Source organism: Novosphingobium sp. ZN18A2, assembly GCF_036784765.1.
GTDB lineage: Bacteria > Pseudomonadota > Alphaproteobacteria > Sphingomonadales > Sphingomonadaceae > Novosphingobium.
Genome location: NZ_CP136651.1, coordinates 1,876,355 through 1,902,265 on the forward strand (window position 1 = coordinate 1,876,355; position 25,911 = coordinate 1,902,265).

Here is a 25,911-nt window from a genome sequence, read left to right on the forward strand (position 1 = left end):
TGCATCATCCGGCACAACGCGGGTTTCCGTGCGTTCGGATGATGAGGGAGAGTCGGCAAATGCAGGCACGACAGTCATGACCGCAGCCTCGCGCAGCAACCTGAACCCGCTTTCGCTTCACGTGCCCGAACCCAGGTTCCGGCCCGGCGACACGGTCGATTACACGGATCTCGCGATTTCCGAAGCGGGCGCGCAGCCGCGTCCGGACGAGACCTGTGAAGCCGCCGAAACCCACCCGCTTTGCACAGACCTGATCCGCGTTCTGGACGACGCGGGCAAGGCGCAAGGCCCGTGGGATCCGAAGCTCGATCCCGAAACGCTGCGCCGGATGTTGCGCACGATGGCGCTTACCCGCGCATTCGACGACCGGATGTATCGCGGCCAGCGGCAGGGCAAGACCAGCTTCTACATGAAATGCACCGGTGAAGAGGCGACCAGCGTCGCTTCCGCCTTTGCGTTGGCGGACGATGACATGGTATTCCCCAGCTATCGCCAGCAAGGGGTGCTGATCGCACGCAATTATCCGCTGGTCGAGATGATCAACCAGATCTATTCGAACCGCGCCGACAAGCTGAAGGGCCGCCAGCTGCCCATCATGTATTCCAGCCGCGATCATTCGTTTTTCACGATCAGCGGCAATCTGGCGACGCAGTATCCGCAGGCGGTAGGCTGGGCGATGGCCAGTGCGATCAAGGGCGATACGCGCATCGCGGCGGCCTGGGTGGGCGAGGGTTCTACCGCCGAGGGTGATTTCCATTCCGCATTGACCTTTGCCGCCGTCTACAATGCGCCGGTGGTGTTGAACGTCGTCAACAACCAGTGGGCGATTTCCAGTTTTTCGGGCTTCGCGGGTGCCGAACGCACGACCTTCGCCGCGCGTGCGGTGGGCTATGGCATTGCGGGGCTGCGCGTTGACGGCAACGATCCGCTGGCAGTCCATGCCGCGGTGCAGTGGGCGGCGAACCGCGCGCGGGCCAACATGGGGCCGACGCTGATAGAACACTTCACCTATCGCGCCGAAGGCCATTCCACCTCGGACGATCCCAGCCAGTACCGTTCGGCCCATGAGCGTGAGGAATGGCCGCTGGGCGATCCCGTAATGCGGCTGAAGAACCACCTGATCGCGCTGGGTGAATGGTCTGACGATCAGCACGCGGCGATGGATGCGGACCTGATGGAACAGGTGAAGGCCGCCACCAAGGAGGCAGAAAAGAACGGCATCCTTGGCCACGGGCTGCACCATCCCTTCCATACGATGTTCGAGGACGTGTTCGAGGAACTGCCCTGGCATCTTGACGACCAGGCCGAACAGGCGATCCGCGAACGCCGGATCAAGTGGCCCACCTGGAAGGAGTACGAGAAGTGACCTTCGAGGAAGCCCCCCTTTCGCTGGCCAAGGCCCCGTCGCGCCGGATGAACATGATAGAGGCGATCAACAACGCGCTCGACATCATGCTGGATCGCGATCCCGACGTGATCATCATGGGGGAAGACGTCGGCTATTTCGGCGGTGTGTTCCGCGCAACCGCCGGTCTGCAGAAGAAATACGGCAAGACCCGCGTATTCGATACGCCGATCAGCGAATGCGGCATCATCGGCGCGGCAGTGGGTATGGGCGCCTATGGCCTGCGCCCGGTGCCCGAAATCCAGTTTGCCGACTATATCTATCCGGGGCTCGACCAGCTGATCAGCGAAGCGGCACGCCTGCGCTATCGTTCGGCCGGAGAGTTCATTGCGCCGATGACGGTGCGATCGCCCTTCGGCGGCGGCATCTTCGGCGGGCAGACCCACAGCCAGAGCCCCGAGGCGCTGTTCACGCACGTTGCCGGCCTGAAAACGGTGATCCCGTCCAACCCGCACGATGCGAAGGGACTGCTGATCGCCGCGATCGAGGACAACGATCCGGTGATCTTCTTCGAGCCAAAGCGCATCTATAACGGGCCGTTCAGCGGGTTCTATGACAAGCCGGTCGAACCGTGGTCGAAGCATCCCGACAGCGTGGTGCCCGAAGGGTATTATTCCATTCCCCTGGGCAAGGCGCGCATCGCGCGCGAAGGCGCGGCGATGACGGTGCTGGCATACGGCACCATGGTCCACGTCGTCGCTTCGGTGTGCGAGGAAAAGGGCGTCGATGCGGAAATCATCGACCTGCGCACGCTGGTCCCGCTCGACATCGATACGATCGTCGCCTCGGTCGAAAAGACCGGCAAGTGCATGATCGTGCACGAAGCGACGCGCACGTCCGGCTTTGGCGCGGAACTGTCCGCGCTGGTGCAGGAACACTGCTTCTACCACCTCGAAGCGCCGATCGAACGCGTGACCGGCTTCGACACGCCTTATCCGCACAGCCTGGAATGGGCTTACTTCCCCGGACCCGTCCGCATTGGCGAGGCGATGGACCGGCTGCTCAAGGATTCCTGACGCAATGGCACGTTTTACCTTCCGCTTGCCCGACATCGGTGAAGGCATCGCAGAGGCAGAGATCGTCGCCTGGCACGTGAAGCCGGGCGACACGGTCGAGGAAGACGGCCGCCTGGCCGACATGATGACCGACAAGGCGACGGTCGAGATGGAAAGCCCGGTGACGGGCACCGTCGTCGAAGTGGCGGGCGATGTGGGCGATGTCGTCTCCATCGGCTCTCCGCTTGTGGTGATAGAGATCGAAGGCGATGCGGCGGACGTGGAAGCCGCCGAATCCGCCCCGCCGCATGTCGAGTTGATCGAAGAACGCGACGAGCCGGAAGCGCCCGAACCGGAACCGGTGCGCGAGGCTGCACCACCACCTCCGCCTCCGCCGCCTCCGCCTCCGCCGCCACCTCCTCCACCGCCGGCGCCAGCCCCCGTTCGGACAGAGCCCGTCGAAGGGCGGCACGCGACGGTCGCCGCCGGGGCAAGGATCATGGCGTCCCCCGCCGTGCGCGCCCGCGCGAAAGACCTGGGCATCGACCTGGCGGAAGTCCGGCCCGCCGAGGACGGCCGCATCCGTCATGCCGACCTTGATGCGTTCCTCTCCTACAACGCGCGCGGGGGATACAGCTCCGCCGGGCCGGAGCGCGGGGACGAGACGATCAAGGTGATCGGGATGCGCCGCCGCATTGCCGAAAACATGGCGGCATCGAAGCGCAACATCCCGCATTTCTCATACGTCGAGGAATGCGACGTGACAGAGCTTGAACGGATGCGTGCGCAACTGAACGACAGTCGCGGAGACAAGCCCAAGCTGACGATGCTGCCGCTGCTGATCACAGCGATGTGCCGCACGTTGCCCGACTTTCCGATGATCAATGCGCGCTTCGATGACGAGGCGGGCGTGGTCACGCGTTCCGGCGCGGTGCACCTTGGCATGGCGACGCAGACGGACGCGGGGCTGATGGTTCCGGTGATCCGCAACGCGCAGAGCCTGAACCTGTGGCAATTGGCGCGTGAGATCGTGCGCCTTGCCGACGCCGCGCGTACCGGCAAGGCGAAGCCTGAGGAGCTTTCGGGTTCGACGCTGACCGTCACCTCGCTCGGTCCGCTGGGCGGTGTGGCCACGACGCCGGTGATCAACCGGCCGGAAGTGGCGATCATCGGCCCCAACCGCATCGTCGAGCGACCGATGTTCATGCCCGACGGCATGGGCGGCGAGCGCATCGAAAAGCGCAAGCTGATGAACATCTCGATCAGCTGCGATCACCGCGTGGTCGATGGCTGGGATGCGGCCAGTTTCGTCCAGGCGATGAAGAAGCTGATCGAAAAGCCGGTGCTGCTGCTGGCGGACTGAGAGCGTGTCGGTCGAAAATCGGCCTGCGCGCGCTTACTCGCCTCGCTGCGAATAACACAGCTTCCGGCGGCGCAAGTCCTGCTCCCCTCCCGCTTGCGGGAGGGGCTGGGGGTGGGCCGGTTCGAAAGCAGGGTTTCGAAACACCTCAGGGGGTGGGGGGATTCAGGTCAGGTGGAGCCGAGAATGGTGCTGTTGCGAGACCCGGAGCGCAGCGTACTTCAGTACGTGAGCACCGGAAGCTAGCAAAAGTGCCGTTCGCAGGCCCGCATGGGCTGGATCGCCGCAGCCCCTAGCGCACAACGCCGCTATAGGTGATCTGGCCGGTTCCCGCCGCGGCGATGCGGGTGGGCACGCGCCAGCGCAGCGTCGTAACGTCGTCGGGCGTGGCGTGGCGAACCGAGCCGTCGGCTTCTGTCACGCGCATGTCGGCCAGCTTGCCCCAGGTCTTTCCGCCGTCGATCGACACGTCCTCCGCATCCTCGGCGGTGCGCTGGAAGGCGATGGAACTGGGAACGGTGTTGGTCACCGTGAAGGGGCGGGCGGCGTCGGCGGTCCAGTTGACCACGAAGATCACCCGGTCGCCCGATTGCAGCCGGTCGGCCCGTTCGAGGATACGGTTCATGCGGCCGCCGTGGGCGGGGACGAACTTTTCCACGAACACGTCGCTGGCGAACTTCACCGGCCGCGCGGCCGCGCTTGCCGCAGGCATCGTCGCGCCGGCCATCGTCGTGCCTGCAATCAGCGCCGCTGCGAAAATCGTGCGTGCATTCATCTCATTGCCCCCCGATTCCGCCCGCCGGTTGTTGCGCGGAGCGGCTTCGGAACGGATTTTTCGCAGCGAAGTGCGAATGTTTGGTTAACGCGGCGGAAACCATGATTTTCCACAGCTTCGTGCGTCGACGCGAAAGGCGGGCCGAATGCGGTTGACAGGCTTTGCACGCTGCACTAGGGGCGCGTCTCCCCACGGGGAACACACTCAAGCGGGTGTAGCTCAGTTGGTTAGAGCGCCGGCCTGTCACGCCGGAGGTCGCGGGTTCGAGTCCCGTCACTCGCGCCATTTCCCTTACATTATAGAGAGATGGCGCCCCGCGCGGACGCTACAGCGTTTCGTGTGTTTCTATTTCCTTGTTCGCCGCCGGCAGGTCCACGCGCAAGCCGTCGCGACCCACCACGATCTTGCCGTTGAACATCGTGGGGGCATTGCCCATGAATGCCGCGTCCATCAGGCGCGAGGGCAGGGGCGGGACGAGGTGGTAAAGCACCAGAAGCCTTGCGCCCGCCTGCTGGGCGACCTTGGCGGCATCTTCCGGGCTTGAATGATAGCTCTGGATATCGTGCATGATCTGCGCGGTATTGGCTTGTCCGCGCTTCTTCAGCGCCGCGCCCATCTGCCGCACCATCTGCATGTTCATCGCTTCGTGGAAGACGACGTCCGATCCTTTCGCGGCCGAGGCGAGGGTGGGGGAATAGGTTGTATCGCCGCTCAACGTGACGGCGCGGCGGTTGTAGTCGATGCGATAGCCGAACGCGGGCTTCACCGGATCGTGGTGCACGCGGATGACGGTGATCGTAACCCCGTCACCCTGCCATGCCACGGTCTTTCCCGGCGGGCCGTCGGGCAGCGAGAGGATATGGGCCTTGCCGCCAAAGCCCGCCGGATTGGCGACCCTGGTGCCGTGATGCGCAATGCGGAATCCTTCGTCCATGGTGTAGGCTTCGCGCAGGCCGTCCACCACTCTGTCTGTTCCAACAGGGCCATAGACCGGGGTCGGCGTGCTGCGCGATCCGCCGATCCACGATTGCAGCAAAAGCTCGCCCAGCCCGTCGATGTGATCGGAATGGAGGTGGGTCAGGAAAACGCCCTTCAGCTTGTGGATCGGAAATCCCATGCGCAACAATTTGCGGACAGACCCCGATCCTGCATCGAACACGAAGGCGTCCTTGCCCGCCAGAACCGCCACGCAGGGACCGGCCCGATCCGGATCGGGCAGCGGGGAGCCGCTTCCGCAAAGATAGGCGTGCAGCCCGTCTTCAAGGCTGGCCGAAGGGTCCGTGCCGATATTCCGCTCTACGGCGCGGGTGAAAAGCCATTCGCCCAGCGGTTTCTGCGCAAGCCATAGCCCGCTGAACGCCAGCGCCGGCACCACGACCAGCCAAACGACAATGCGGCCGCGTTTTGCCATGGCCTGCCTCTCCCGCATGTTTCGGGAAGGCTAGCGAAGATACAACCCTAGCGAAAGCGCCCTGTTTCCATCCAGATCAGGAACGGCCGCAGCGGCAGGAGCCACAGCACGCCAAGCACGACATAGACAGGCACCTGCGCCCAGACGGGCCATGCGGATATCGGCTCTATCAGCCACGTGACCAGCACCGCATAGACGGCCAGACCGGCCAGAAGCGCCAGGATGCCAAAGGGTTTGCGCCAGGTCGGCTTCACGCGGCATGCTCCCCTGTATCCCTGCTCCACGGACCATAGAGGCGGGTAGGGGTGACGACGGCGTGGAGCGGGTGATCGTGCGGCTCCATCGGTAGCGAATCGACCAGCTGGCAATCCCAGGCGAGGCCGATGGCGATGGTGCCCGGATGCGCGTCCAGCCAGCGGTCGTAATGGCCGCCACCCTGGCCGAGACGGTGCCCGTCCGCGGTGAAGCCGACAAGGGGAACGAACAGCACGCCGGGAACCGCTGCGGCGGCATCGTCGGCGGGCTGCGCGGCGCCGTATGGCCCGGTGGCGAGCGTTTCCTCGATCCACGGGGTTTCCCATTGCCGGAATTCCATCGGCGCGCCCCGCTGCGCGAACCAGGGCAGGGCGACCGGATGGCCCTCTTCGTGAAACCAGCGGGCATAGGCGCTTGCCGGCGCTTCACCCACCGCGGGCGCATAGAGCCCGACCGTCGCATCTTCGGGGACAAGGGCGGCCACGGCGGCGGGCGGGCGCTTGAACAGCAGGGCGCGCACCCGCTCGTCCAGCGAGGCCACATGCTCGCGCCGTGCCGCGCGCAGTTTCCTGCGCAAGTCCGCCTTGCCGGCGGCGTTGCTTGCGTCTGGATCGGTCAAGGGGAACTCCGCCGGGAACGAAAATGGGTGACGGACCCACCATGGGTCGTTTGCCGGAAAAATCCTCTGACGCCTCAACGTCAGGTGGGAGCCATATGCACCGGACCCCAATGGAAACAGAGTGGCCCGGGCAGGGACAGCCCCCGTGGATTGCTTATAGCCTCAGGGATATTTCAGTCGGCTCGTTCCGGGCAGGCCCGTCGCAGCGTCATTTAGGATGCCTGCGACCGGCCCTCAAGGTCTGATGCAAGCTTTTCGATACGATCGGCCAGGGCTTCCACCTCTCCGGCGATGCGTCCCGCCGTTTCGTCCGCCGCGCCGCCGTGCGCGCCGGCCTTGCGTTTCAGCTCGAAAAGATCGTCCGCCAGCACCAGCGCCGCGAAAAGCAGCATCCTGTTTTCGCTCTGCCCGCTGGCGGCCGAACCCAGTTCGCGCAGCCGGTCATCGATCATGCGGCCAAGCCGGGCGATGTGGTCCTCTTCGCCATCGGCGGCGGCAACCGTGAAATCGCGCCCGCCAATGGTAAGGGTCACATTGCTCATCGCGGCAGCCCTTCAAGCATCTCGTCGATCTGCCGCAGTCCGGTGGCGACAGCCTGCTTCAGGGCGGAGTGGCGCTGGTGAAGCGCGGCGAATTCGGCTTCCGATCCGGCGGAATCCGAATTCGCCGCGCCATCGGCCGGAAGCGTGCGCACAGCGCTTTCCGCGCGCGCAATCGCGGCCTCCAGTCGTTGCAGCGCCATGGTCACGCGGTTGTCATCCATTCCGGATGGCTAGCACAATAACCCCGGCTCGCAAGCCGGGGCGCTACGAGGTGCCGCGACAGGGCGTTCGGTTGTCCACCGTTTACGTCCTCTTATCCGCGCGTAAGGGCCGCTAACTTGACGCACCCCCATGCCACGGACAAAGAGGCGTCGCCCGGCGAATCGCGCAAAATGGCGCTTTCAGGCGGCAGGAAGGATCGACCAGAGGAATGACGAGCGAGACCAAGGCGCTGGCCCCCATGGCCAACGCAATCCGTGCGCTGGCGATGGACGCGGTGCAGGCGGCCAATAGCGGGCACCCGGGAATGCCGATGGGCATGGCCGACGTGGCGACGGTGCTGTGGTCGAAGTTTCTCAAGTTCGATCCATCGGCGCCGCGCTGGCCCGACCGCGACCGGTTCGTGCTTTCGGCGGGCCACGGCTCTATGCTGCTTTACGCGCTGCTCCACCTGTCGGGCTATGAACAGCCGACGATGGACGACATCCGCAATTTCCGCCAGCTCGGCAGCCCCTGCGCCGGCCACCCGGAAAACGACATGCTGCCCGGCGTCGAGGCCACGACCGGCCCGCTGGGGCAGGGCTTTGCTATGGCGGTAGGCATGGCGGCCGCCGAACGCCACCTGAATGCCGAATTCGGTGACGATCTTGTCGATCACCGCACATGGGTGGTCGCGGGCGACGGCTGCCTGATGGAAGCGATCAACCACGAGGCGGTCGGCCTTGCCGGGCATCTGAAACTGGGCCGGTTGACCGTGTTCTGGGACGACAACCGCATCACCATCGACGGATCGACCAGCCTTTCCACCAACGAGGATATCCTGGCCCGCTACGACGCATCGGGCTGGCACACGGTCAGTTGCGACGGGCACAACCCCGCGGAAATCGAACGCGCGATCCGCGAAGCGATGGCGGACGACCGCCCCTCTCTGATTGCCTGCCGCACGATCATCGGCAAGGGCGCCCCCAACAAGGAAGGCACGCACGACGTGCACGGTGCCGCGCTTGGCGAGGACGAGGTTGCCGCCGCGCGCAAAATGCTGGGCTGGACCGCCGCTCCGTTTGAAATCCCCGCCGATATCGCGGCAAGCTGGCGCGCGACCGGAGAGCCGGGCAAGGCCGCCCATGCCGAATGGGCCAAGCGCCTGGCCGCCAGCGACAAGGGCGCTGAACTCACCCGCCGCATGGACGGCGTGCTGCCGCCCGAAAGCACGATTGCAGAAGGCTTCGCGGGCTGGCTGGAAGACGACAAGACGGTCGCCACGCGCAAGGCATCCGAAATGGCGCTGGGCGTTTTGACCGAGCGCGTGCCCGAACTGCTGGGCGGTTCGGCTGACCTTACCGGGTCCAACAATACCAGGACGAAGTTCACGCCCACGCTGGACGCGACGAACTATGGCGGGCGCTATATGCACTATGGCATCCGCGAATTCGGCATGGCCGCGGCGATGAACGGCATGGCGCTGCACGGCGGCGTGATCCCCTATGGCGGCACGTTCCTGGTGTTCAGCGACTATGCGCGCAATGCCATTCGCATGTCGGCGTTGCAGCACACGCGCGTCGTCTATGTCCTCACGCACGATTCGATCGGGCTGGGCGAGGACGGGCCGACGCACCAGCCGGTCGAACACGTGATGAGCCTGCGCATGATCCCGCGCCTGCGGGTGTTCCGCCCGGCCGACGTGATCGAGACGGAAGAGTGCTGGCGCATCGCGATTCGCGATCCGCACGTGTCTTCGGTCCTTGCGCTGACCCGCCAGAACCTGCCGCAATTGCGCCACGATGGCGATATGCTCAGCGCGAAGGGCGCCTATCGCCTTGTTGCTGCGGGCGCGGCGCGCAAGGTCGTGTTGCTGGCCACCGGGTCGGAAGTGTCGCTGGCGAAGGAAGTTGCCGCCGCGCTTGAGGACAAGGGTATTGGAACCGATGTGGTGTCCATGCCGTGCTGGGAACTGTTCGACGAACAGGATGCCGCCTACACGGCCGACCTGCTGCCTGCGGATGCGCTGAAAGTCTCTATCGAGGCGGGCGTTACCACGGGCTGGCAGAAATATGTCGGCGATGGCGGCCTGACCATCGGCATGGACCAGTTCGGCGCCTCGGCCCCGGCCAAGGATCTGTTCAGGCACTTCGGCTTCACGGCCGACGCAATCGTTCCGCAGGTTACTGCAAAGCTCAAGTAAACGCTTTCCCGGAGATTCACAGTATGGCTACCAAAGTTGCGATCAACGGTTTCGGACGTATTGGCCGGCTTGTTGCGCGCGCGCTGCTGGAGCGCACCGATCACGATCTCGAACTGGTGACGATCAACGATCTGTCGGACACGAAATCGAACGCACTGCTGTTCGGGTTCGACAGCACGCATGGCCGCTTTCCGGGCAAGATCGAAACCGACGGGAATGACCTTGTCGTCAACGGCAAGCACATCCACGTCACGGCAGAGCGCGATCCCGGCAAGCTGCCGCACAAGGACATGGGCGTCGATATCGTGATGGAATGCACCGGCTTCTTCCAGTCGGACGAAGCCGCGCGTCCGCACATCGCGGCGGGCGCAAAGCGCGTGATCATCTCCGCGCCTGCGACCGGGGTTTCCAAGACCATCGTTTTCGGCGTGAACCATGAAACGCTGACGGCGGACGACGATATCATCTCGAACGCGAGCTGCACCACCAACTGCCTTGCCCCGGTGGCAAAGGTGCTGAACGATACGGTCGGGATCGAACGCGGCTTCATGACCACGATCCACAGCTATACCAACGACCAGCGCATGCTCGACCAGATCCACAAGGACCTGCGCCGTGCGCGCGGCGGTGCGCAGAACATGATCCCCACCACCACCGGCGCCGCGCGCGCGGTCGGCCTGGTGCTGCCCGAACTGAAAGGCAAGCTGGACGGTTCGTCTGTCCGCGTGCCCACGCCGAACGTCAGCCTGGTCGACCTGGCGTTCGTTCCGGGCCGCGATACCAGCGCGGAAGAACTGAACGCCGCGCTGAAGGCGGCCGCGGAAGGCAAGATGAAGGGCGTGCTGGACTATACCGACCAGCCGCTTGTCAGCAGCGACTTCAACCACCAGCCCGCCAGTTCGACCGTCGACAGCCTTGAGACGGCCGTCATGGAAGGCAAGCTGGCGCGCGTCGTCAGCTGGTACGATAACGAGTGGGGCTTCTCCAACCGGATGATCGATACCACCGGGCTGATGGCGTCGTTCCTTTAACAAAACTCTCCCCTCCCGCTTGCGGGAGGGGCCGGGGGCGGGCCTGCATGTCTTCCCCCGCATTTGCTCACCCTTGACCCCTTCGATGATCGGACGGGGAAATCCGGAGGCCATGAATGGCAAGGTTCCGCACGCTCGACGACATCGGTGACCGGTTCGATGATCTCAGGGGCAAGGTCGCGCTGGTGCGCGTCGACCTCAACCTGCCGATGCAAGACGGGGCCGTTACCGACGATACGCGCGTGCGGGCCTCTGCTCCCACGATCCTTGAACTGGCCGATGCGGGCGCGAAGGTGCTTCTGCTGGCGCACTTCGGGCGGCCGAAGGGCGAACGCCATTCGACGATGTCGACCTCCATGGTGCTTGACGCGGTAGAGGACGTGCTGGGCCGCGAAGTGATGTTCGTGCCCGAAATCGCCGGAGAGATCGTTGCGCAGGCGGTGGGCATCCTTGGTCCGGGAGACATTGCGCTTCTGGAAAACACCCGTTTCTGGAAGGGCGAGGAAAAGAACGACCCCGATCTGGTCAAGGCGATCGCCGCCAATGGCGACCTTTACGTGAACGATGCGTTTTCCGCCGCCCACCGCGCGCACGCCAGCACCGAAGGGCTCGCCCATGTCCTGCCAGCTTATGCCGGCCGGTCTATGCAGGCAGAGCTGGAGGCGCTGGGCAAGGCGCTGGACAACCCGGAAAAGCCGGTGGCCGCCGTTGTCGGCGGGGCCAAGGTATCGTCCAAGCTGGACGTGCTGCAGCACCTTGTGGGCAAGGTCGACCACCTGATCATCGGCGGCGGCATGGCCAACACCTTCCTTGCCGCGCGCGGCGTGGACGTGGGCAAGTCGCTGTGCGAGCATGACCTGGCGGCAACCGCGGAAGCGATCATGGATGCGGCCGATACCTCGGGCTGCACCGTGCACCTGCCCTATGACGTCGTGGTGGCGAAGGAATTTGCCGCCAATCCGCCGTCGCTGCGCACCTGCAACGTGCATGAAGTGGCGGAAGACGAGATGATCCTGGACGTCGGCCCGCAGGCGGTGGAGGCACTGGGCGACGTCCTGAAAACCTGCCGCACGCTGGTCTGGAACGGCCCCATGGGCGCGTTCGAAACGCAGCCGTTCGACGCGGCGACCGTGGCGCTGGCGAAGACCGCGGCGGCGTTGACGCGCGAAGGCTCTCTGATCTCCGTCGCGGGCGGCGGCGATACCGTCGCCGCGCTCAACCATGCGGGCGTGGCGTCGGATTTCAGCTACATCTCGACAGCGGGCGGTGCCTTCCTCGAATGGATGGAAGGCAAGGAGCTTCCGGGTGTGAAGGCGCTGGAAGCGCGCTGAGCGACCTGGCCTGCTTGGCCTTTGGGAAAATCGTTGCTAGGTCGCTGGAAACAAAGCCGTTCCAAAGCCGTTTCGGGGATTCCATGCGTTATCTGACAGGTGCTGCTGCACTGTCCGTCCTTTTCGGGGCGCCCGTGGCCCATGCCGAAGAGCCTGCCGCACCGCTTGGCGCACCAGCCGCCGTTCCATCCGGCGATCCCGCACAATGCGGCGGACCGGGCGGCTCCGTTGCTCCCACAGATTGCGCGAAAGAGGCGGGGAATGAGCCCGATTCGCCGCTGCCACCCGACCTGCAAAAAATGCTCGATGCCGCCATCGCCAGCGGCAATGAAAAAGACGTCGATACGATCGCGCGCTACATCGCCCAGGTGGCGCCCGACAGCGCGAAAACCGTTACGATGGCCGTAGCCGAGCACAAGAAGGCGAGGAAGGAACGGCAACGCGAACGTCTCGCCTCGCAAAGGTTCTTCGATGCATGGAAGGGCGAAGGCCAGTTCGGCGCGTTCCAGTCCAGCGGCAACACCAATGCGCTCGGCGTCAGCCTGGGGCTCAGCCTTGAAAAGGAAGGCCTGCACTGGCGCCACAAGATTCGCGGCCACGTGGATTACCAGCGCAGCGACGGCGTGGTGAGCCGCAACCAGATGAAGTTCTCTTACGAACCGAACCGCAAGTTCGACGGCAACATGTTCGTCTATGGCCTTGCCCAGTTCGAGCGCGATCCGTTCCAGGGGTTCGAACAGCGTTACTCGATCTCCGGCGGCCTCGGTTCGCGCCTGATCGATTCGAACAGCATGACGCTGGACGTAAAGGCCGGCCCGGCCTGGCGTTTTGCCAATTACACCACCGGCCCCAGCGATGCGCAACTCAGCCTGCTGACGGCCGCGCAATACAAGTGGCGGATCGCGCGTTTGCTGACCTTCACGCAGTCGCTCGATGCGGTGCTGGCTTCGGGCGACAAGACGGTGAACGCGGTCAGCGCGCTCGATTCGAAGCTGGGCGGCGGCTTTTCCGCGCGGCTTTCATGGCAGCTTAACTATGAAAGTGATCCGGCGGACGGCGCGAAAAGCGTCGACACGCTGTCTCGCGTCACGCTGGTTTACGGGTTCTAGACCCTTCTGACCCGCTGGCGCCGCGGTCGAACAGGATGAAGGCGGCGAAGGCAACGCCCGCCAGGATTGCGCCCGTCACCGCCGCGCCGCGCCATCCGCCGTGCGCATAGCTGGCCGTGCCCAGCAGCGAACCGCTTGCGCCGATCACGAACATCGCGGTCATATAGGCGGCATTCACCCTTGCGCGACTGTCGGCGGATATGCCGAAGATGATGCGCTGGCCGGTGATCTGGTTCACCTGCACCGCGCCGTCCAGCAGGAAGGCGGCCAGCGTGAACCCGATCAGGCTGCCGCCGGCAACCAGCAGGTCGCAGGCAAGGAACAACAGAGCGGCAATGCCAAGCGCCGCGAACGTAAGTGCATAGCCGTGGCCCTTGTCCGCCAGAGAACCGGCCAGCGGCGCCGCCAGCGCACCGCCTGCACCGGCCAGCGCGAAAAGCGCGACACCATGCTGCGTGAGACCGAAACCGTGGATCAGCACAAGCGGCGCGGCGGTCCAGAACAGGTTGAAAGCGGCGAACAGCATCGCCTGGTAGAACGCGCGAAGCCGCAACCGCCTATGATAGGCGAATTGCCCCAGCGTGGATCGCAGGAGCCGGCCATAGTGCCGCTCACCCTCGGGCCTTCGCGGCGGGCAGGCGAGCACCAGCGCGATACCTATGGCCGCCATCAGACCGGCCGAAACGACGAACACGGCGCGCCAGCCCAGCCATGCGGTCAGGAAACTGGCCATCGGGCGCGCCAGCATGATGCCGGCCAAAAGCCCGCTCATCACCTGTCCGATCACCGCGCCCTGCCGGTCTTGCGGGGTAAGATGGGTGGCAAGCGGCAGCAGCACTTGCGCGCCGGTTGCGCAGATGCCCATCACCATCGAAGCGGCAAGGAACGTGGCCGCGTTGGCCGACACCGCAATGCCCAGCGCGCCAAGGATCGTGCCGCCCAGCGTCAGCAGCGCAAGGCGCCGGTTTTCGAACAGGTCGCCCAGCGGGACGATGAAGAACAGCCCCACGCCATAGCCAAGCTGCGTCAACGTGGTGATCGCGCCCGATACCCCGTCTGACAGGCCCAGTTCGGGACCGATCCTTTCGACCAGCGTCTGCGCGTAATAGATGTTGGCAACCATCGTCCCGCAGGCCATGGCGAACAGCAGCACAAGCGCGCCGGACATGGGGCGCACAGGCGCGGTGCCAGGTTCGGCTTCGCTCATGATCGCGGGCCGCGATATGCTGGACTTGGTGGCATGGAATGTTCCGCAAATGCGCCGGCAAGCGCGTGGTTCCCTCGCAGTTGCACAAATCCCCGGCAAAGGGTAAGGGCGCGCCGTGAACATACGTATGCGCCGAACCAGGGAGCGACCATGCAGACTGCCGAGATGACAGCCAAGATTGCCGAAGGAAAGGGTTTTATCGCCGCGCTCGACCAGTCGGGCGGTTCGACTCCCAAGGCGCTCAAGGGCTATGGCATCGAGGATGGCGCATGGAACGGCGATGCGGAAATGTTCGGCCTGATCCACGACATGCGTTGCCGGATCATCCGTTCCCCGGCCTTCACGGGGGACAAGGTGATCGGCGCGATCCTGTTCGAACGCACGATGGACGGTTCGGTTGACGGGCAGCCCGTTCCCCGCGCGCTGGTCGCGAAGGGTGTGGTTCCCTTCATCAAGATCGACAAGGGCCTGGAAGACGAAGCCAACGGCGTCCAGATGATGAAGCCGATGCCCGAACTCGACGCGCTGCTTACCCGCGCCAAGGGGCTGGGCGTGTTCGGGACGAAGGAACGTTCGGTCATCCAGTCCGCCAACCGCGAAGGCATCGCCGCCATCGTGGCGCAGCAGTTCGAGATCGGGCGCAAAGTCCTTGACCACGGCATGATGCCGATCATCGAACCCGAAGTGAACATCAAGAGCGATACGCGCGCCGAGTGCGATGCGATCCTGCTTGAGGAAATACTGAAGAACCTGGATGCTCTGCCCGAAGGCCAGCAGGTGATGCTGAAGCTCAGCCTGCCGGTGAAGCCGGGCACCTTCGATCCGCTGGTGGATCATCCCAAGGTGCTGCGCGTGGTTGCGCTTTCCGGCGGCTACAAGCGCCCCGAAGCCTGCGTCGAGCTTTCGAAGAACCGCGGTGTCATCGCCAGCTTCAGCCGCGCACTGCTGGAAGACCTGCGCGCGCAGATGAGCGACGCCGAATTTGATTCGGCGCTGGGTTCGGCTATTGACGAAATCTACAGGGGTTCGACCGAAAAGGCAGCGGTCACGGCGTAAGCCACGGGGCGCGATGCCCCGATTGCAGTTTTGAGGGAGCGGAAAGGCAAGGCTCCTCACTTCCGGGAAACGGAAGGGGGAGCCTTTCTCTTTGCAAGCCGGTGGCCATTCCGGGCGTAGGCTGTCAGGACGCGGCCGGTGCCGCCGTCCACGTAAAATGGAACACGTATTGTTCGGGCCGGATGCGGTGCTTTACGCTCTTTTCCGGGAATACCCTGTCGAGCGTGAGTTCGCCGCCGGCCATGGGCACGGGCTTGCCCAGGTACATCTGCGCAGAACCCGGTTTTCCGCCGAACCATGTGCTGACCTCTATCCGCACGCGGCCCGCCCACACGCATTGGGTGCCCTCGGCGCAGCGGCTGTCCTCGTCCACCTGGTCGGGCCGCACGATCAGCGGGCCGGCGTGGGTCGCTTCGGCCAGATGGGCATAGCCATCGTTGCGGATATCCTTGGGAAGCGTGCTGCATCCTGCAAGCAGGGCAAACAGCGCGCAGACGGGAAGGGCCGGCTTCATATGGCGAACAACCCGCAAGGGGCCGCCAGCGTTCCCGCGACGGCCAGCGTTCCCGCGACGGCGATCCGCGCGATGCCCATGTTGCGGATCTGACGCGGGGACTCGGCAAGGCGGGACAATTGCATTATCGGATCGCGCCATGTCCGAAACCTCGTGCCAGCTTTACCTCATTTCGCCGCTCGACGTCGGCGGTGCGTTTCCCGACCGTCTTGCCCGCGCTCTCGATGCCGGGCCGGTGGCCGCGTTCCAGTTTCGTGTCAAGAACCTGGACGAGCACGCCGCCGCGCGCCTGGCCGAACCGTTGCAGCGGACCTGCGCGGACCGGGACGTGGCCTTTATCGTGAATGACAGCATCGCGCTGGCCCGGCGGCTTGGCGCGGACGGGGTGCACCTTGGCCAGAAGGACGGCAAAGTGCGCGAAGCGAGAGAGCGCCTGGGTCGAGAGGCGCAGATCGGCGTGACCTGCCACGCCAGCCGTCATCTTGCGATGGAAGCGGGCGAAGCGGGGGCGGACTATGTCGCGTTCGGGGCGTTTTTCCCCAGCGAGACGAAGGACACCAGACACCACGCGGAAACTGATCTGCTGACGTGGTGGTCAACGCTGTTCGAACTACCCTGCGTCGCGATTGGCGGGATTACGCCCGCCAACTGCGCACCGCTGGTCACCGCCGGGGCGGATTTCCTTGCGGTAAGCCACGCCGTGTGGGGCGGGGACGAGGCCGAAGCCATCCGCGCCTTCGAACGCGCGATGGCCGATGCGCCGGTTGCGGGCGCATTCGCGAGCGACTGATCCTTCACGCCGCGAATGGCACCTTCAATAGAAGATGTCGTAGATCACCTCGATGATCTCGCCGGTACGACGGTCGATCAGCAGGGCATCGTGATTGTAGCGCACCCAGATGCAGCCGACGGGCGGGATGGGCAAGCCATATAGCCAGTAGCTGACAATCCAGTAGCTGCGCGCCCAGAACAGCGGCGGCAGGATTTCGCCCAGCGCCCAGTTATAGGCATACCACCCGCGCGGGCGAACATAGGGCCGAATGCGATAACGCTTTTCCGCACGGTAGGTGTGGCGATACCAGTCGCGGTCGCGTTGCGCGTCATGGCGTTGCTGCACAACGGGCGGCCGCACACCGATGCGATAGCTTTGCTGGCCGGGATATGGCCTGACCGCGGGATCGGCGCGGCGATGGGCCTGTTGCTCTGTCTTCTGTGCTGTTGTGCGCCGTGTTTGCTGATTGCTCTGGCGCGGCGGCGCGGGTTGCGCCCTTGGCGGCGGCGCCTGCCGTGTCTGGTTGTGCGGCGTGGACTGCTTTTTCACCCGCTGCTGCGAGTTGCGATCCTGCTGCTTGTGACCCTGCGGGGAACGTCCGGAAGTGCCGGATGGCTGCGCCTGGCCGGGTGCGGGAACGGACAGCGCAAGCATGAGCGCCATCGGCGCAAGGGCTACGCGAAGAATCGGCATGGACGTTCTCCTTGATCGGCAAGACAAACAATACACGATCTTCATACCGAAGCGGACAGGTTTCGATTTGCGGTCGATCAACAGGGCGGGGCAAGCGAGGCGGACCATGTGCGGCGGGGCACGCTCACACTTTCCTATATCTGCGCATCGTGCCATCACTTCGCCGATGATCCTGCCCGCCGTCCGCAATTCGTCCGAAAGCCGCCCGTTCGAAGGCGTTCTGGGCGGCTTCGGAACGTTTGCCGGGGACACCGTCAACACCGTCAACTTATGTTGGATTCGCCGGCCGTGCCGGGAGGGGGCATTTCAACCATGACTCGCGAACTTACGCTGCGCGGCGTGATCCTGGGCGCGCTGCTGACGCTGCTGTTCACTGCGGCCAACGTCTATCTTGGCCTGCGCATCGGCATCACCTTTGCAACGTCGATCCCGGCGGCGGTGATATCCATGGCCGTACTGCGCTTTTTCAAGGGCGCGACGATACAGGAAAACAATATCGTCCAGACGATTGCCAGCGCGGCGGGCACGCTTTCGGCGATCGTTTTCGTGCTGCCGGGCCTTATCATGATCGGGTGGTGGACGGGCTTCCCCTATTGGGAATCGGTGGCGGTGATCGGCATCGGCGGCATTCTTGGCGTGATGTATTCGGTGCCGCTTCGCCGCGCGCTGGTGACCGGGTCTGACCTTCCCTATCCCGAAGGCGTTGCAGCAGCCGAAGTGCTGAAAGTCGGCGCGGGTGTCGGCGGCGAGGAAGAGAACCGGCGCGGGCTTGCGGCGGTTACCGCGGGTGGACTGCTGTCCGCGTTTTTCCCGCTGCTCGCGAAGATGAAGCTGGTGGCAGAGCAGGCCGTTGCCATCGTGCCGTTCGGTCGCGGCGGGACGACAGTTGGCGCCAGTCTATCGCTCGCCCTGCTGGGTGTGGGGCACCTGGTCGGGCTTGCCGTGGGTATCGCCATGCTGGTCGGCATCGCGATCAGTTTCGGCGTCACGCTGCCGGTTCTGACGGCGGGCGGTCCGCCGCCGGGAATGGACCTTGCCGGCTTCGTCGGCACGGTATTCAGCCAGAAAGTGCGCTTCATCGGCGCGGGGACCATCGGCATCGCGGCAATCTGGACCTTGCTGCGCGTGATCGGGCCGATCGCGCGCGGCATCGCCGGGGCAATGGCGGCAAACCGGGCGCGGCAGGGCAGCGGGTTCGAAGGGCTGGAACTGACCGAGCGCGACCTGCCCATCGGCATCGTCGGCGGGACGATCGTGCTGTCGATGATCCCGATAGCCCTGTTGCTGGCAGACTTCGCGATGGGCGGGCCGGTCGGCAATGCGCTGGGCCTGGGGCTGGGGATGGCGGTTCTTTATGTGCTCGTCGCCGGCATCGTCATCGCTTCCGTCTGCGGATACATGGCTGGCCTGATCGGCGCATCGAACAGCCCGATCTCTGGCGTGGGCATCCTTGCGTCTCTGGGGATTTCCCTCCTGCTCCTGATGCTGTTCGGAAGCGGCGGTTCGGCCAGCGATACTCAGGCGCTGGTGGCCTTCGCCCTGTTCGTCACGGCCATCGTGTTCGGCGTGGCGACGATATCCAACGACAACCTGCAAGACCTGAAAACCGGGCAGCTTGTGGGCGCGACACCCTGGCGGCAGCAGGTTGCGCTGGTGCTGGGCGTGGTGTTCGGCGCGATTGTCATTCCGCCTACGCTTGACCTTCTCAATGCGACATTCGGCTTCCAGGGCGCGCCGGGCGCCGGCCCCGATGCGCTGGCCGCCCCTCAGGCCGCGCTCATCTCCGCCATCGCGCAAGGCGTGCTGGGCGGAAGCCTCGACTGGAACCTTGTAGGTATTGGCGCGGCCATCGGCGTTGTGGCGGTGATCGTGGACGAAGGACTGCGGAAGACAGGAAAGGGCGCGTTGCCCCCGCTCGCCGTGGGCATGGGGATGTACCTGCCCATGTCGCTGACGATCCTGGTGGTCGTCGGCGCGGTTACCGGGCACCTTTACAACAACTGGGCAAGGAAGCAGCGCGATCCCGAATTCGCGGAGCGGATGGGCGTACTTACCGCCACCGGCCTGATCGTGGGCGATAGCCTGTTCAACATCGTTTACGCGGCCATCGTCGCGGCAACGAACAATGCGGACGTGCTGGCGATAACGGGCGGCTATGCCGGTGCCGCGCCGCTCGGCTTCGCGGTGTTCGCCGCTATCGTGGGCTATGTCTATTGGCGAATGCGGCGCGATGGATCGGCGCCGGTGGAACAGGCGGCGGGCTAGTGGTTTGATTTTGACATTTGCTTCCCCCCAGCCGGATAGCGAGTTTGCAAATGTCAAAATCGAAAAATCCACTAGAATCATAATATTGCTAGTGGTCCGAAAAGATTCTGACATTTGTCGCTACCCAGCCGGCAGGGATGCAAATGTCAGAATCGGACCACTAGTGCGCCGTTTCGTCTCCGGCCGGATCGTTTCGATCCACAAGGTTGGCGGCCGGATCGCCCGCGCGCACGCAACGAAGCGGGGTTTCCTTGCCCGACGCATCCAGCTTGCGCATCGTCGCTTCGGATTGCAGGCGATAGCGCACACCATCGCGCGGGCCGCTGGTCATCACTACCTCGGTGCCAAGCCGCAGGTATGTTCCGGTCTGGCCGTCTGCAAGGCGATAGCTTGAATCGGGTACGGCGATAAAATCCTCATCGGGCTGCGCAACCGGTCGCGCCTGCGCATCGCCGGGAAGTTCGCAATACCAACGCCCCGTCTCCAGCGTCTTCAACTGCCCGCCCGGCACCGCGTGCGCGGGAAGGGCCGCCGCGAAGGGCAGCAACAGGGCGATGGCGAAGGCGCGAGGAGCAATCATCGTGGTTGATGGCGCTAGCACGCCCATCGCGCTTGAAGCAATCGGCGGCAGAGGGTAAGGGCCGCGCTCACTTCTTCACACACGAAGGCTCTTTCCATCATGAAGATCAGCGGCGTGGACATCCGTCCGGGCAATATCCTGGAATACGAAGGCGGCATCTGGAAGGTCGCCAAGACACAGCACACCCAGCCGGGCAAGGGCGGGGCGTTCATGCAGGTCGAGATGAAGAACCTCATCGACGGCCGCAAGACCAATGTGCGCTTCCGCAGCGCCGACACGGTCGAAAAGGTGCGTCTGGATACCAAGGACTATCAGTACCTTTATGCCGATGGCGACCAGCTGGTGTTCATGGATATCGACAATTACGAACAGATCCAGCTTCCCGCCGATCTTCTGGGCGATGCCGCTGCGTTCCTGCAGGACGGGATGCAGGTATTGCTGGAACTTTGGGAAGAACGTCCGATCAGCGTGCAGCTTCCCGAACAGGTGGAAGCGACCATCGTTGAGGCCGATGCCGTGGTGAAGGGGCAGACTGCTTCTTCCAGCTACAAGCCTGCCGTGCTGGACAACGGTGTGCGCGTTATGGTGCCGCCGCATATCGAAAGCGGCACGCGCATCGTCGTGGACGTTTACGAAAAGACGTACGTCCGCAAGGCGGACTGATTCTTCGACAAGCTCTGGACGAACGGAACAATTCGATGGCAGCCATATCGGGCCTCATCCGCGTAATGGAACGCGCCGCGCGCAAGGCGGGGCAGCGCTTGCGGCGCGACTTCGGCGAAGTCGAACACCTGCAGGTCAGCCGCAAGGGGCCGGCGGACTTCGTGTCCAAGGCCGACATGGCGGCCGAGCGCACGCTGTGGGACGAACTGCGCGGCGCCCGGCCCGACTGGGGCTTCCTGATGGAAGAGGCGGGCGAGATCGAGGGCGCGGAAGGAAAGCCGCGTTTCATCATCGATCCGCTCGACGGCACCAGCAATTTTCTTCACGGCATTCCGCACTTCGCGATTTCGATTGCCGTGCAGGAGCCCAAGCTGGACGGTTCTGGCTGGGGCGAAGTGACGGCCGGCCTGGTTTACCAGCCGATGACCGATGAGAGCTTCTGGGCGGAAAAGAGCCGCGGCGCGTGGCTGCAGGACCGCCGGCTGCGCGTTTCCGGTCGCCGCCATCTCGACGAATCGCTGGTTGCCACAGGCATCCCGTTTTCGGGGCGCGGCGACATGGGCGAATGGACGAAGATCTATCACGAACTGGCGCCCCGCGTCGCGGGCATCCGTCGCTTCGGGTCGGCCGCGCTGGATCTCGCATGGGTTGCCGCCGGGCGTTACGACGGGTTCTGGGAAAGCGCGCTTTCTCCGTGGGATACCGCGGCCGGATGCCTGCTGGTTCGTGAAGCGGGCGGGTTCGTTTCGGACTATCGCGGCCGGTCGCTGGCCATTTGCGACCAGACGGTTCTGGCCGCGAACGACAATCTTCACTCGCGCCTGCACAAACTTGTTGCCGGTGCATTGAAAACGGGCGCTTGATGCAATGTCGCGGCGCGGGTAGGAACCCCGCGCCGATCCCGTGCCCCTGTGGCGGAATGGTAGACGCGAACGACTCAAAATCGTTTGTCGAAAGACGTGCCCGTTCGAGTCGGGCCAGGGGCACCATCGTCGAAGATTGGCGTTTGACCGGCGGACCTGTAGATCACGGGTGATGGCCTATATCCCCTCGCTCCACGCGACGATCGCAATGGCGATCACGGTCGCAATGTTCTGGGCCTTTGCCCGGGCAAAGGTTGGGGTAGAAATCGTTTCGCTTCTCACCATCGCGCTTATCGCGCTGGTGCTATACGTATATCCGCTTCCCGGCGGTGCCCCCACCGAAGGGCTGGAACTCGCCTTTTCGGGATTCGGCCATTACGCCCTGATCACGATCTGCGCTCTGATGGTGATGGGGCGCGGGCTGGTGACGACCGGCGCACTTGAGCCGGCGGCACGGTTTGTAGAGCGCGTGTGGAAGATCAACCGCCAGTTGGGGATGCTGTTTTCCCTGCTGATGGCATTCGGCCTGTCGATGATGATCAACGATACGCCGGTGCTGGTTCTGCTGCTGCCGATCTTCGTCCAGCTTGCGACGCGCGGAGTCATGCCGACATCGAAAACGCTGATGCCGCTCAACGCCGCCGTCCTGATCGGGGGTATGGCGACGACCATCGGCACGTCGACCAACCTGCTTGTGGTGTCGATTGCCAGCGATCTTGGCATGCCGCACATGAACGTGTTCCATTTCACGCCGATCGTGGCCATAGCGGCGCTGGTCGCGTTGCCCTATCTCTGGCTGGTCGCGCCGCGCCTTCTTCCCGACAACAGCGGGCCGGAAGAGATTGCACAGCGCCGCTTCATCAGCCGCCTGCGCGTCGGCGCGGGAAGCGACCTGATCGGCAAGCCGCTGGACCAAGTGCGCAAGCGCCTGCCGCAACACAGCGAGCTCGATCCCGAACTTTCCCTGCCGCTGGCCGAAGGGCAGGATGTCCGCATCACCGGAACGCACGAAGCGCTGGAAGAGGCGATCCGCCTGCTGAAAGGCGCGGCGGCACCGGGCTGGATTCTCGAACAGATCACCAACGAGGCAAGTCGCCATGGTGAAGTCGTCGTTGTCGCCGAACTGGCGGTGACTGCGGATTCGCGGCTTGTCGGCCATACACTGGAAACGTCCGGCATAGGCGAAAACCACGGCGTCGCGATTCTTGGTATCCACAAACCGGCACGCACCGGCATGATCTCGCAGCCGCGCTATCCCGGCGCGCGCGAGACGCTGCGCGAAGGCGACGTGCTTCTGGCGATGGGCACCATGCGCCGCTTGCAGGACTTTGCCGAAGCGGACAGCCTGCTGTTGCTTGACAGTTTCCGTGAAGTTCCGCGCCGTTCCAAGGCGCTGCTGGCGCTTGGCATCATGTTCGGATCGGTTTTCACCGCATCCATCGGCATCCTGCCGATTGCGATTGCCGCGCTGGGCGGGTCCATCGCCATGCTGATCACCGGGTGTGTGCGGTTCGACCGGATCGGCCAAGCCTTGTCTGCCAAGGTCATCGTTCTCGTCGCGGCGAGCATCGCGGTCGGCCGTCTTGTGCTGGAAAGCGGCGCGGCGGGTTGGCTGGGCCAGGTGTTCGCCGCCGTTCTGCAATTCCTGCCGCCGGCGGGTGTGCTGGCGGCGATCATGCTGTTCAGCACGCTGCTTACCAACTTCGCTTCCAACGCAACAGCGGCAACGGTGGGCACGCCTATCGCGTTCAACATCGCCCAAAAGCTGGGCTTACCGGCCGAGCCACTGATCCTTGCCGTCCTGTTCGGCTGCAACCTGTGCTATGCGACGCCAATTGCATACCAGACCAACATGTTGATCATGAGCGAGGGCGGATACCGCTTCCGCGACTATGTGCGCATGGGCGTGCCGCTGATCGGCCTGATGGTCGTCACGCTATCGATCCTTCTTGCAGTGAAGTTCCAGCTCTGACCCGTCTCGTTGGATGGATTCCCCCGGAGTCAGGCGGTGCCGGGCACGTAGCGGTGTCACCTTGGCGCCGCCGGTTTAGTTAACATCGGCCCCTGAACGCGCGGCCGATGCGGCAATCAGGCTGTCGACCTGGGCTTCCGTCGGGCGGGACGGGCCTTCCGCCTCTTCCCTGCGACGTTCTTCTTCCAGTCTTTTGAAATAGGCCGCGCGTTGCAAGGGCGTCATCCTGGCAATCGCGGCCCGATCGATCTGGAGATGGCCGCCCGGACCGAAGTCCGCCGCGGTGGAATAGACCGCGCTGCCGCCGTCGCCGGCGACGTGGATCGTGGGCGATCCAAAATTTCCCGGTGATTCAGAGCCCCAATGCGCAGGCTCCTTCGGCGTGGCACCCACCTTGTAGGTGATGCCCAGCTTGTCGCGCTCTTGCCGTTGCAGGGCGACTTTGCGTTCGCGCTGGTGAATGTTGGCGGCAACGGCCTGTCGGTGGCTGTCGTCGGCGAACATCGCCACGATTGCGGCAATCGCGATCGTGGCGATCGCGAAGTGCCGATACATCTTCGGGCTGATGCCCAGAACGGGTCCGTCTATAACACTCATAAGGTGACTGTATTTGGCAAACGGAAATTAACGACAGGGCTTGCGAACATGGTTAGGATTTCGTGGCCAGCGACAGTGCGGCGGGCTTGCGTTCCTCAAATGTTCCAACTATCGACAGCATATGGCCAAGCCCAAACGCCGCTATGTCTGCCAGGCCTGTGGCAGTATTTCCCACAGATGGCAGGGCCAGTGCCCCGATTGTGCGGAATGGAACACGCTCGCCGAAGAAGCGCCCGAAACGGTGTTTTCTGCAAAGCACGATCTTTCCGGGGGAGGGCGGGCGTTCGAATTCGTCTCGCTCGATTCGCCTGTTGCTTTGCCCCGTCGCCTTTCCACTGGCGTGGCGGAATTCGACCGCGCGCTTGGCGGTGGCCTTGTGCCGGGTTCCGCCGTCCTGATGGGCGGCGATCCGGGGATCGGCAAATCGACGCTGCTGTTGCAGGCTGCCGCCCGGATCGCGTCCTCCGGTGGAGATGTCGTTTACATCAGCGGGGAAGAGGCAGCCGACCAGGTACGATTGCGGGCGGACCGCCTGGGCCTGGGCAAGGCACCGATCCGGCTCGCATCCGCCACGTCGGTTCGCGACATTTTGACAACGCTTGGCCGGACGGGTGCACCGCGCCTGCTGGTCATCGATTCGATCCAGACCATGCATTCCGACCAGATCGAAGGTGCGCCGGGAACCGTCAGCCAGGTGCGTGGATGCGCATTCGAGCTGATACGCTACGCCAAGGAAAGCGGGGCCGCGCTGGTTCTTGTCGGCCACGTGACCAAGGACGGCGCCATCGCCGGTCCGCGTGTGCTGGAACACATGGTGGACGTGGTGATGAGCTTCGAGGGAGAACGAAGCCACCAGTATCGCATACTGCGCGCACTGAAAAATCGCTTCGGCGCTGTGGACGAGATCGGCGTTTTCGCAATGGCCGGTCAGGGCCTTGAAGAAGTTGCCAACCCGTCGATGCTGTTCCTGTCAGGACGAGACAGTCCGGTGGCCGGTAGTGCGGTTTTCCCCGCGCTGGAAGGCACGCGACCGGTTCTGGTCGAAATCCAGGCGCTGACCGTTCGCCTTGCCAGCGGGGCGACGCCGCGCCGCGCCGTTGTCGGTTGGGACAATGGAAGGCTGGCGATGCTTCTTGCCGTGCTGGAGGCGCGATGCGGACTCAATTTCTCGTCGGCCGAAGTCTATCTGAATGTCGCGGGGGGATACCGGCTGTCCGATCCGGCCGCCGATATCGCCGTTGCAGCCGCGCTTGTCTCTGCGCTGGCCGATCGGCCCTTGCCGCAATCGGGAATATGGTTCGGTGAAGTTTCGCTGGCCGGAGAGGTGCGGCCGGTCGCTCACGCTGCCACGCGGTTGAAAGAGGCGGCCAAGCTGGGATTCGATTGCGCATTTGGGCCGTCGGGCTGCGAAAATGGCGGGGCGAAGGAAATGCGCTATGCCGGTCTGGATTTACTTCCGAACCTCGTTGACCGGGTGATGGGTGGCTCATAAATT

25 protein-coding genes and 2 tRNA genes are annotated in these 25,911 nt (G+C 64.2%); 16 read left to right on the forward strand and 11 right to left on the reverse strand.

Features of this window, described 5'->3' with window-relative positions; translation table 11 throughout:
- The first annotated feature begins 76 nt into the window (after positions 1–76).
- From RXV95_RS09015 to RXV95_RS09025, 3 genes are read left to right on the forward strand one after another with little or no spacing between them, the layout of a single operon-like run.
- A complete protein-coding gene (locus tag RXV95_RS09015) occupies positions 77–1,366 on the forward strand; it encodes a 3-methyl-2-oxobutanoate dehydrogenase (2-methylpropanoyl-transferring) subunit alpha (protein ID WP_338465719.1) in 1,290 nt (429 codons plus the stop codon).
- Positions 1,367–1,413: 47 nt separating this feature from the next.
- Entirely contained in the window at positions 1,414–2,421 is a 1,008-nt protein-coding gene (locus RXV95_RS09020) for an alpha-ketoacid dehydrogenase subunit beta (RefSeq protein WP_338468540.1), read from the forward strand.
- A gap of 4 nt (positions 2,422–2,425) precedes the next feature.
- Positions 2,426–3,763: a dihydrolipoamide acetyltransferase family protein gene (locus tag RXV95_RS09025; protein WP_338465720.1), complete on the forward strand. Its 1,338-nt coding sequence runs from the start codon at positions 2,426–2,428 to the stop codon at positions 3,761–3,763.
- Positions 3,764–4,052: 289 nt separating this feature from the next.
- Here RXV95_RS09025 and RXV95_RS09030 read toward each other — a convergent pair whose 3' ends face one another.
- Complete coding sequence (locus RXV95_RS09030) at positions 4,053–4,535, reverse strand: hypothetical protein (RefSeq protein ID WP_338465722.1); 483 nt, start codon at positions 4,533–4,535, stop codon at positions 4,053–4,055.
- Between the two features lie 208 nt (positions 4,536–4,743).
- Between RXV95_RS09030 and RXV95_RS09035 the strand changes: the two genes are divergently transcribed.
- Positions 4,744–4,820: transfer RNA gene (locus RXV95_RS09035), tRNA-Asp, on the forward strand.
- A gap of 40 nt (positions 4,821–4,860) precedes the next feature.
- On the opposite strand, the gene RXV95_RS09040 is transcribed toward RXV95_RS09035, so the two are convergent.
- The 5 genes from RXV95_RS09040 to RXV95_RS09060 all read right to left on the reverse strand — a co-directional run bounded on the left by RXV95_RS09040 (position 4,861) and on the right by RXV95_RS09060 (position 7,583).
- Positions 4,861–5,946 (reverse strand): MBL fold metallo-hydrolase, encoded by a 1,086-nt coding sequence (locus RXV95_RS09040; protein WP_338465723.1) that lies wholly within the window; start codon positions 5,944–5,946, stop codon positions 4,861–4,863.
- A gap of 47 nt (positions 5,947–5,993) precedes the next feature.
- Positions 5,994–6,200, reverse strand: coding sequence for a DUF2842 domain-containing protein (locus RXV95_RS09045; RefSeq protein ID WP_338465724.1), 207 nt, complete (start codon positions 6,198–6,200; stop codon positions 5,994–5,996).
- Entirely contained in the window at positions 6,197–6,820 is a 624-nt protein-coding gene (locus tag RXV95_RS09050) for a 5-formyltetrahydrofolate cyclo-ligase (RefSeq protein WP_338465725.1), read from the reverse strand. Before RXV95_RS09050 ends, RXV95_RS09045 begins: the two co-directional genes overlap by 4 nt.
- Before the next feature lie 212 nt (positions 6,821–7,032).
- The gene (locus RXV95_RS09055) at positions 7,033–7,362 is read right to left on the reverse strand and encodes a cell division protein ZapA (protein WP_338465726.1); all 330 of its coding nucleotides are present in this window, start codon (positions 7,360–7,362) and stop codon (positions 7,033–7,035) included.
- Complete coding sequence (locus RXV95_RS09060) at positions 7,359–7,583, reverse strand: hypothetical protein (protein ID WP_338465727.1); 225 nt, start codon at positions 7,581–7,583, stop codon at positions 7,359–7,361. The genes RXV95_RS09055 and RXV95_RS09060 overlap by 4 nt, the downstream gene beginning before the upstream one ends.
- Positions 7,584–7,792: 209 nt before the next feature.
- Between RXV95_RS09060 and tkt the strand changes: the two genes are divergently transcribed.
- The 4 genes from tkt to RXV95_RS09080 all read left to right on the forward strand — a co-directional run bounded on the left by tkt (position 7,793) and on the right by RXV95_RS09080 (position 13,234).
- Positions 7,793–9,763 (forward strand): transketolase, encoded by a 1,971-nt coding sequence (gene tkt / locus RXV95_RS09065; protein ID WP_338465728.1) that lies wholly within the window; start codon positions 7,793–7,795, stop codon positions 9,761–9,763.
- Between the two features lie 23 nt (positions 9,764–9,786).
- A complete protein-coding gene (gene gap / locus RXV95_RS09070; protein ID WP_338465729.1) occupies positions 9,787–10,794 on the forward strand; it encodes a type I glyceraldehyde-3-phosphate dehydrogenase in 1,008 nt (335 codons plus the stop codon).
- A gap of 116 nt (positions 10,795–10,910) precedes the next feature.
- The gene (locus RXV95_RS09075; RefSeq protein WP_338465730.1) at positions 10,911–12,125 is read left to right on the forward strand and encodes a phosphoglycerate kinase; all 1,215 of its coding nucleotides are present in this window, start codon (positions 10,911–10,913) and stop codon (positions 12,123–12,125) included.
- An 83-nt stretch (positions 12,126–12,208) separates the two neighbouring features.
- A complete protein-coding gene (locus tag RXV95_RS09080) occupies positions 12,209–13,234 on the forward strand; it encodes a DUF481 domain-containing protein (protein WP_338465731.1) in 1,026 nt (341 codons plus the stop codon).
- Here the strand turns inward: RXV95_RS09080 and RXV95_RS09085 are convergent.
- Positions 13,212–14,441 (reverse strand): MFS transporter, encoded by a 1,230-nt coding sequence (locus tag RXV95_RS09085; protein WP_338465732.1) that lies wholly within the window; start codon positions 14,439–14,441, stop codon positions 13,212–13,214. The two genes, RXV95_RS09080 and RXV95_RS09085, sit on opposite strands and share 23 nt — an antisense overlap.
- Positions 14,442–14,591: 150 nt before the next feature.
- Between RXV95_RS09085 and RXV95_RS09090 the strand changes: the two genes are divergently transcribed.
- Positions 14,592–15,497 (forward strand): fructose bisphosphate aldolase, encoded by a 906-nt coding sequence (locus RXV95_RS09090; protein WP_338465733.1) that lies wholly within the window; start codon positions 14,592–14,594, stop codon positions 15,495–15,497.
- 124 nt (positions 15,498–15,621) lie between these two features.
- Here the strand turns inward: RXV95_RS09090 and RXV95_RS09095 are convergent, their stop codons facing one another.
- A complete protein-coding gene (locus RXV95_RS09095; protein ID WP_338465734.1) occupies positions 15,622–16,011 on the reverse strand; it encodes a hypothetical protein in 390 nt (129 codons plus the stop codon).
- A gap of 139 nt (positions 16,012–16,150) precedes the next feature.
- Here RXV95_RS09095 and thiE point away from each other — a divergent pair, with 139 nt between their 5' ends.
- Positions 16,151–16,801, forward strand: a complete 651-nt coding sequence (thiE, locus tag RXV95_RS09100) for a thiamine phosphate synthase (RefSeq protein WP_338465735.1) — start codon at positions 16,151–16,153, stop codon at positions 16,799–16,801.
- A 24-nt stretch (positions 16,802–16,825) separates the two neighbouring features.
- Here thiE and RXV95_RS09105 read toward each other — a convergent pair whose 3' ends face one another.
- Entirely contained in the window at positions 16,826–17,476 is a 651-nt protein-coding gene (locus tag RXV95_RS09105) for an RcnB family protein (RefSeq protein WP_338465736.1), read from the reverse strand.
- A 312-nt stretch (positions 17,477–17,788) separates the two neighbouring features.
- On the opposite strand from RXV95_RS09105, the gene RXV95_RS09110 reads away from it, so the two are divergent.
- Positions 17,789–19,741 (forward strand): oligopeptide transporter, OPT family, encoded by a 1,953-nt coding sequence (locus RXV95_RS09110; protein WP_338465737.1) that lies wholly within the window; start codon positions 17,789–17,791, stop codon positions 19,739–19,741.
- Positions 19,742–19,901: 160 nt separating this feature from the next.
- Here the strand turns inward: RXV95_RS09110 and RXV95_RS09115 are convergent, their stop codons facing one another.
- The gene (locus RXV95_RS09115) at positions 19,902–20,342 is read right to left on the reverse strand and encodes a hypothetical protein (protein WP_338465738.1); all 441 of its coding nucleotides are present in this window, start codon (positions 20,340–20,342) and stop codon (positions 19,902–19,904) included.
- Between the two features lie 78 nt (positions 20,343–20,420).
- Here RXV95_RS09115 and efp point away from each other — a divergent pair, with 78 nt between their 5' ends.
- The 4 genes from efp (at position 20,421) to RXV95_RS09135 (ending at position 23,819) form a co-directional block, all read left to right on the forward strand.
- On the forward strand, positions 20,421–20,984 hold the full coding sequence (efp, locus tag RXV95_RS09120; RefSeq protein WP_338465739.1) for an elongation factor P: 564 nt from the start codon (positions 20,421–20,423) through the stop codon (positions 20,982–20,984).
- A gap of 35 nt (positions 20,985–21,019) precedes the next feature.
- A complete protein-coding gene (locus RXV95_RS09125) occupies positions 21,020–21,847 on the forward strand; it encodes an inositol monophosphatase family protein (RefSeq protein WP_338465740.1) in 828 nt (275 codons plus the stop codon).
- Positions 21,848–21,889: 42 nt separating this feature from the next.
- Positions 21,890–21,973, forward strand: a tRNA-Leu gene (locus RXV95_RS09130).
- Between the two features lie 46 nt (positions 21,974–22,019).
- Positions 22,020–23,819 carry an SLC13 family permease gene (locus RXV95_RS09135; protein ID WP_338465741.1) on the forward strand — a complete coding sequence of 600 codons (1,800 nt, stop codon included), beginning with the start codon at positions 22,020–22,022 and terminating at the stop codon, positions 23,817–23,819.
- A 75-nt stretch (positions 23,820–23,894) separates the two neighbouring features.
- On the opposite strand, the gene RXV95_RS09140 is transcribed toward RXV95_RS09135, so the two are convergent.
- Entirely contained in the window at positions 23,895–24,416 is a 522-nt protein-coding gene (locus RXV95_RS09140) for a hypothetical protein (RefSeq protein ID WP_338465742.1), read from the reverse strand.
- Between the two features lie 121 nt (positions 24,417–24,537).
- Between RXV95_RS09140 and radA the strand changes: the two genes are divergently transcribed.
- On the forward strand, positions 24,538–25,908 hold the full coding sequence (radA, locus tag RXV95_RS09145) for a DNA repair protein RadA (protein WP_338465743.1): 1,371 nt from the start codon (positions 24,538–24,540) through the stop codon (positions 25,906–25,908).
- The last annotated feature ends 3 nt before the right edge of the window (positions 25,909–25,911 follow it).

Coding starts and splice junctions, on each gene's coding strand:
- RXV95_RS09080 (WP_338465731.1), top strand. CDS start 12,209: ATGCGTTATCTGACAGGTGCTGCTGCACTGTCCGTCCTTTTCGGGGCG.
- radA (WP_338465743.1), top strand. CDS start 24,538: ATGGCCAAGCCCAAACGCCGCTATGTCTGCCAGGCCTGTGGCAGTATT.
- RXV95_RS09075 (WP_338465730.1), top strand. CDS start 10,911: ATGGCAAGGTTCCGCACGCTCGACGACATCGGTGACCGGTTCGATGAT.
- RXV95_RS09020 (WP_338468540.1), top strand. CDS start 1,414: ATGAACATGATAGAGGCGATCAACAACGCGCTCGACATCATGCTGGAT.
- RXV95_RS09030 (WP_338465722.1), bottom strand. CDS start 4,535: ATGAATGCACGCACGATTTTCGCAGCGGCGCTGATTGCAGGCACGACG.
- RXV95_RS09090 (WP_338465733.1), top strand. CDS start 14,592: ATGCAGACTGCCGAGATGACAGCCAAGATTGCCGAAGGAAAGGGTTTT.
- RXV95_RS09105 (WP_338465736.1), bottom strand. CDS start 17,476: ATGCCGATTCTTCGCGTAGCCCTTGCGCCGATGGCGCTCATGCTTGCG.
- RXV95_RS09040 (WP_338465723.1), bottom strand. CDS start 5,946: ATGGCAAAACGCGGCCGCATTGTCGTTTGGCTGGTCGTGGTGCCGGCG.
- RXV95_RS09125 (WP_338465740.1), top strand. CDS start 21,020: ATGGCAGCCATATCGGGCCTCATCCGCGTAATGGAACGCGCCGCGCGC.
- thiE (WP_338465735.1), top strand. CDS start 16,151: ATGTCCGAAACCTCGTGCCAGCTTTACCTCATTTCGCCGCTCGACGTC.
- RXV95_RS09025 (WP_338465720.1), top strand. CDS start 2,426: ATGGCACGTTTTACCTTCCGCTTGCCCGACATCGGTGAAGGCATCGCA.
- RXV95_RS09095 (WP_338465734.1), bottom strand. CDS start 16,011: ATGAAGCCGGCCCTTCCCGTCTGCGCGCTGTTTGCCCTGCTTGCAGGA.
- RXV95_RS09140 (WP_338465742.1), bottom strand. CDS start 24,416: ATGAGTGTTATAGACGGACCCGTTCTGGGCATCAGCCCGAAGATGTAT.
- RXV95_RS09015 (WP_338465719.1), top strand. CDS start 77: ATGACCGCAGCCTCGCGCAGCAACCTGAACCCGCTTTCGCTTCACGTG.
- RXV95_RS09060 (WP_338465727.1), bottom strand. CDS start 7,583: ATGGATGACAACCGCGTGACCATGGCGCTGCAACGACTGGAGGCCGCG.
- RXV95_RS09085 (WP_338465732.1), bottom strand. CDS start 14,441: ATGAGCGAAGCCGAACCTGGCACCGCGCCTGTGCGCCCCATGTCCGGC.
- RXV95_RS09110 (WP_338465737.1), top strand. CDS start 17,789: ATGACTCGCGAACTTACGCTGCGCGGCGTGATCCTGGGCGCGCTGCTG.
- efp (WP_338465739.1), top strand. CDS start 20,421: ATGAAGATCAGCGGCGTGGACATCCGTCCGGGCAATATCCTGGAATAC.
- RXV95_RS09055 (WP_338465726.1), bottom strand. CDS start 7,362: ATGAGCAATGTGACCCTTACCATTGGCGGGCGCGATTTCACGGTTGCC.
- gap (WP_338465729.1), top strand. CDS start 9,787: ATGGCTACCAAAGTTGCGATCAACGGTTTCGGACGTATTGGCCGGCTT.
- tkt (WP_338465728.1), top strand. CDS start 7,793: ATGACGAGCGAGACCAAGGCGCTGGCCCCCATGGCCAACGCAATCCGT.
- RXV95_RS09135 (WP_338465741.1), top strand. CDS start 22,020: ATGGCCTATATCCCCTCGCTCCACGCGACGATCGCAATGGCGATCACG.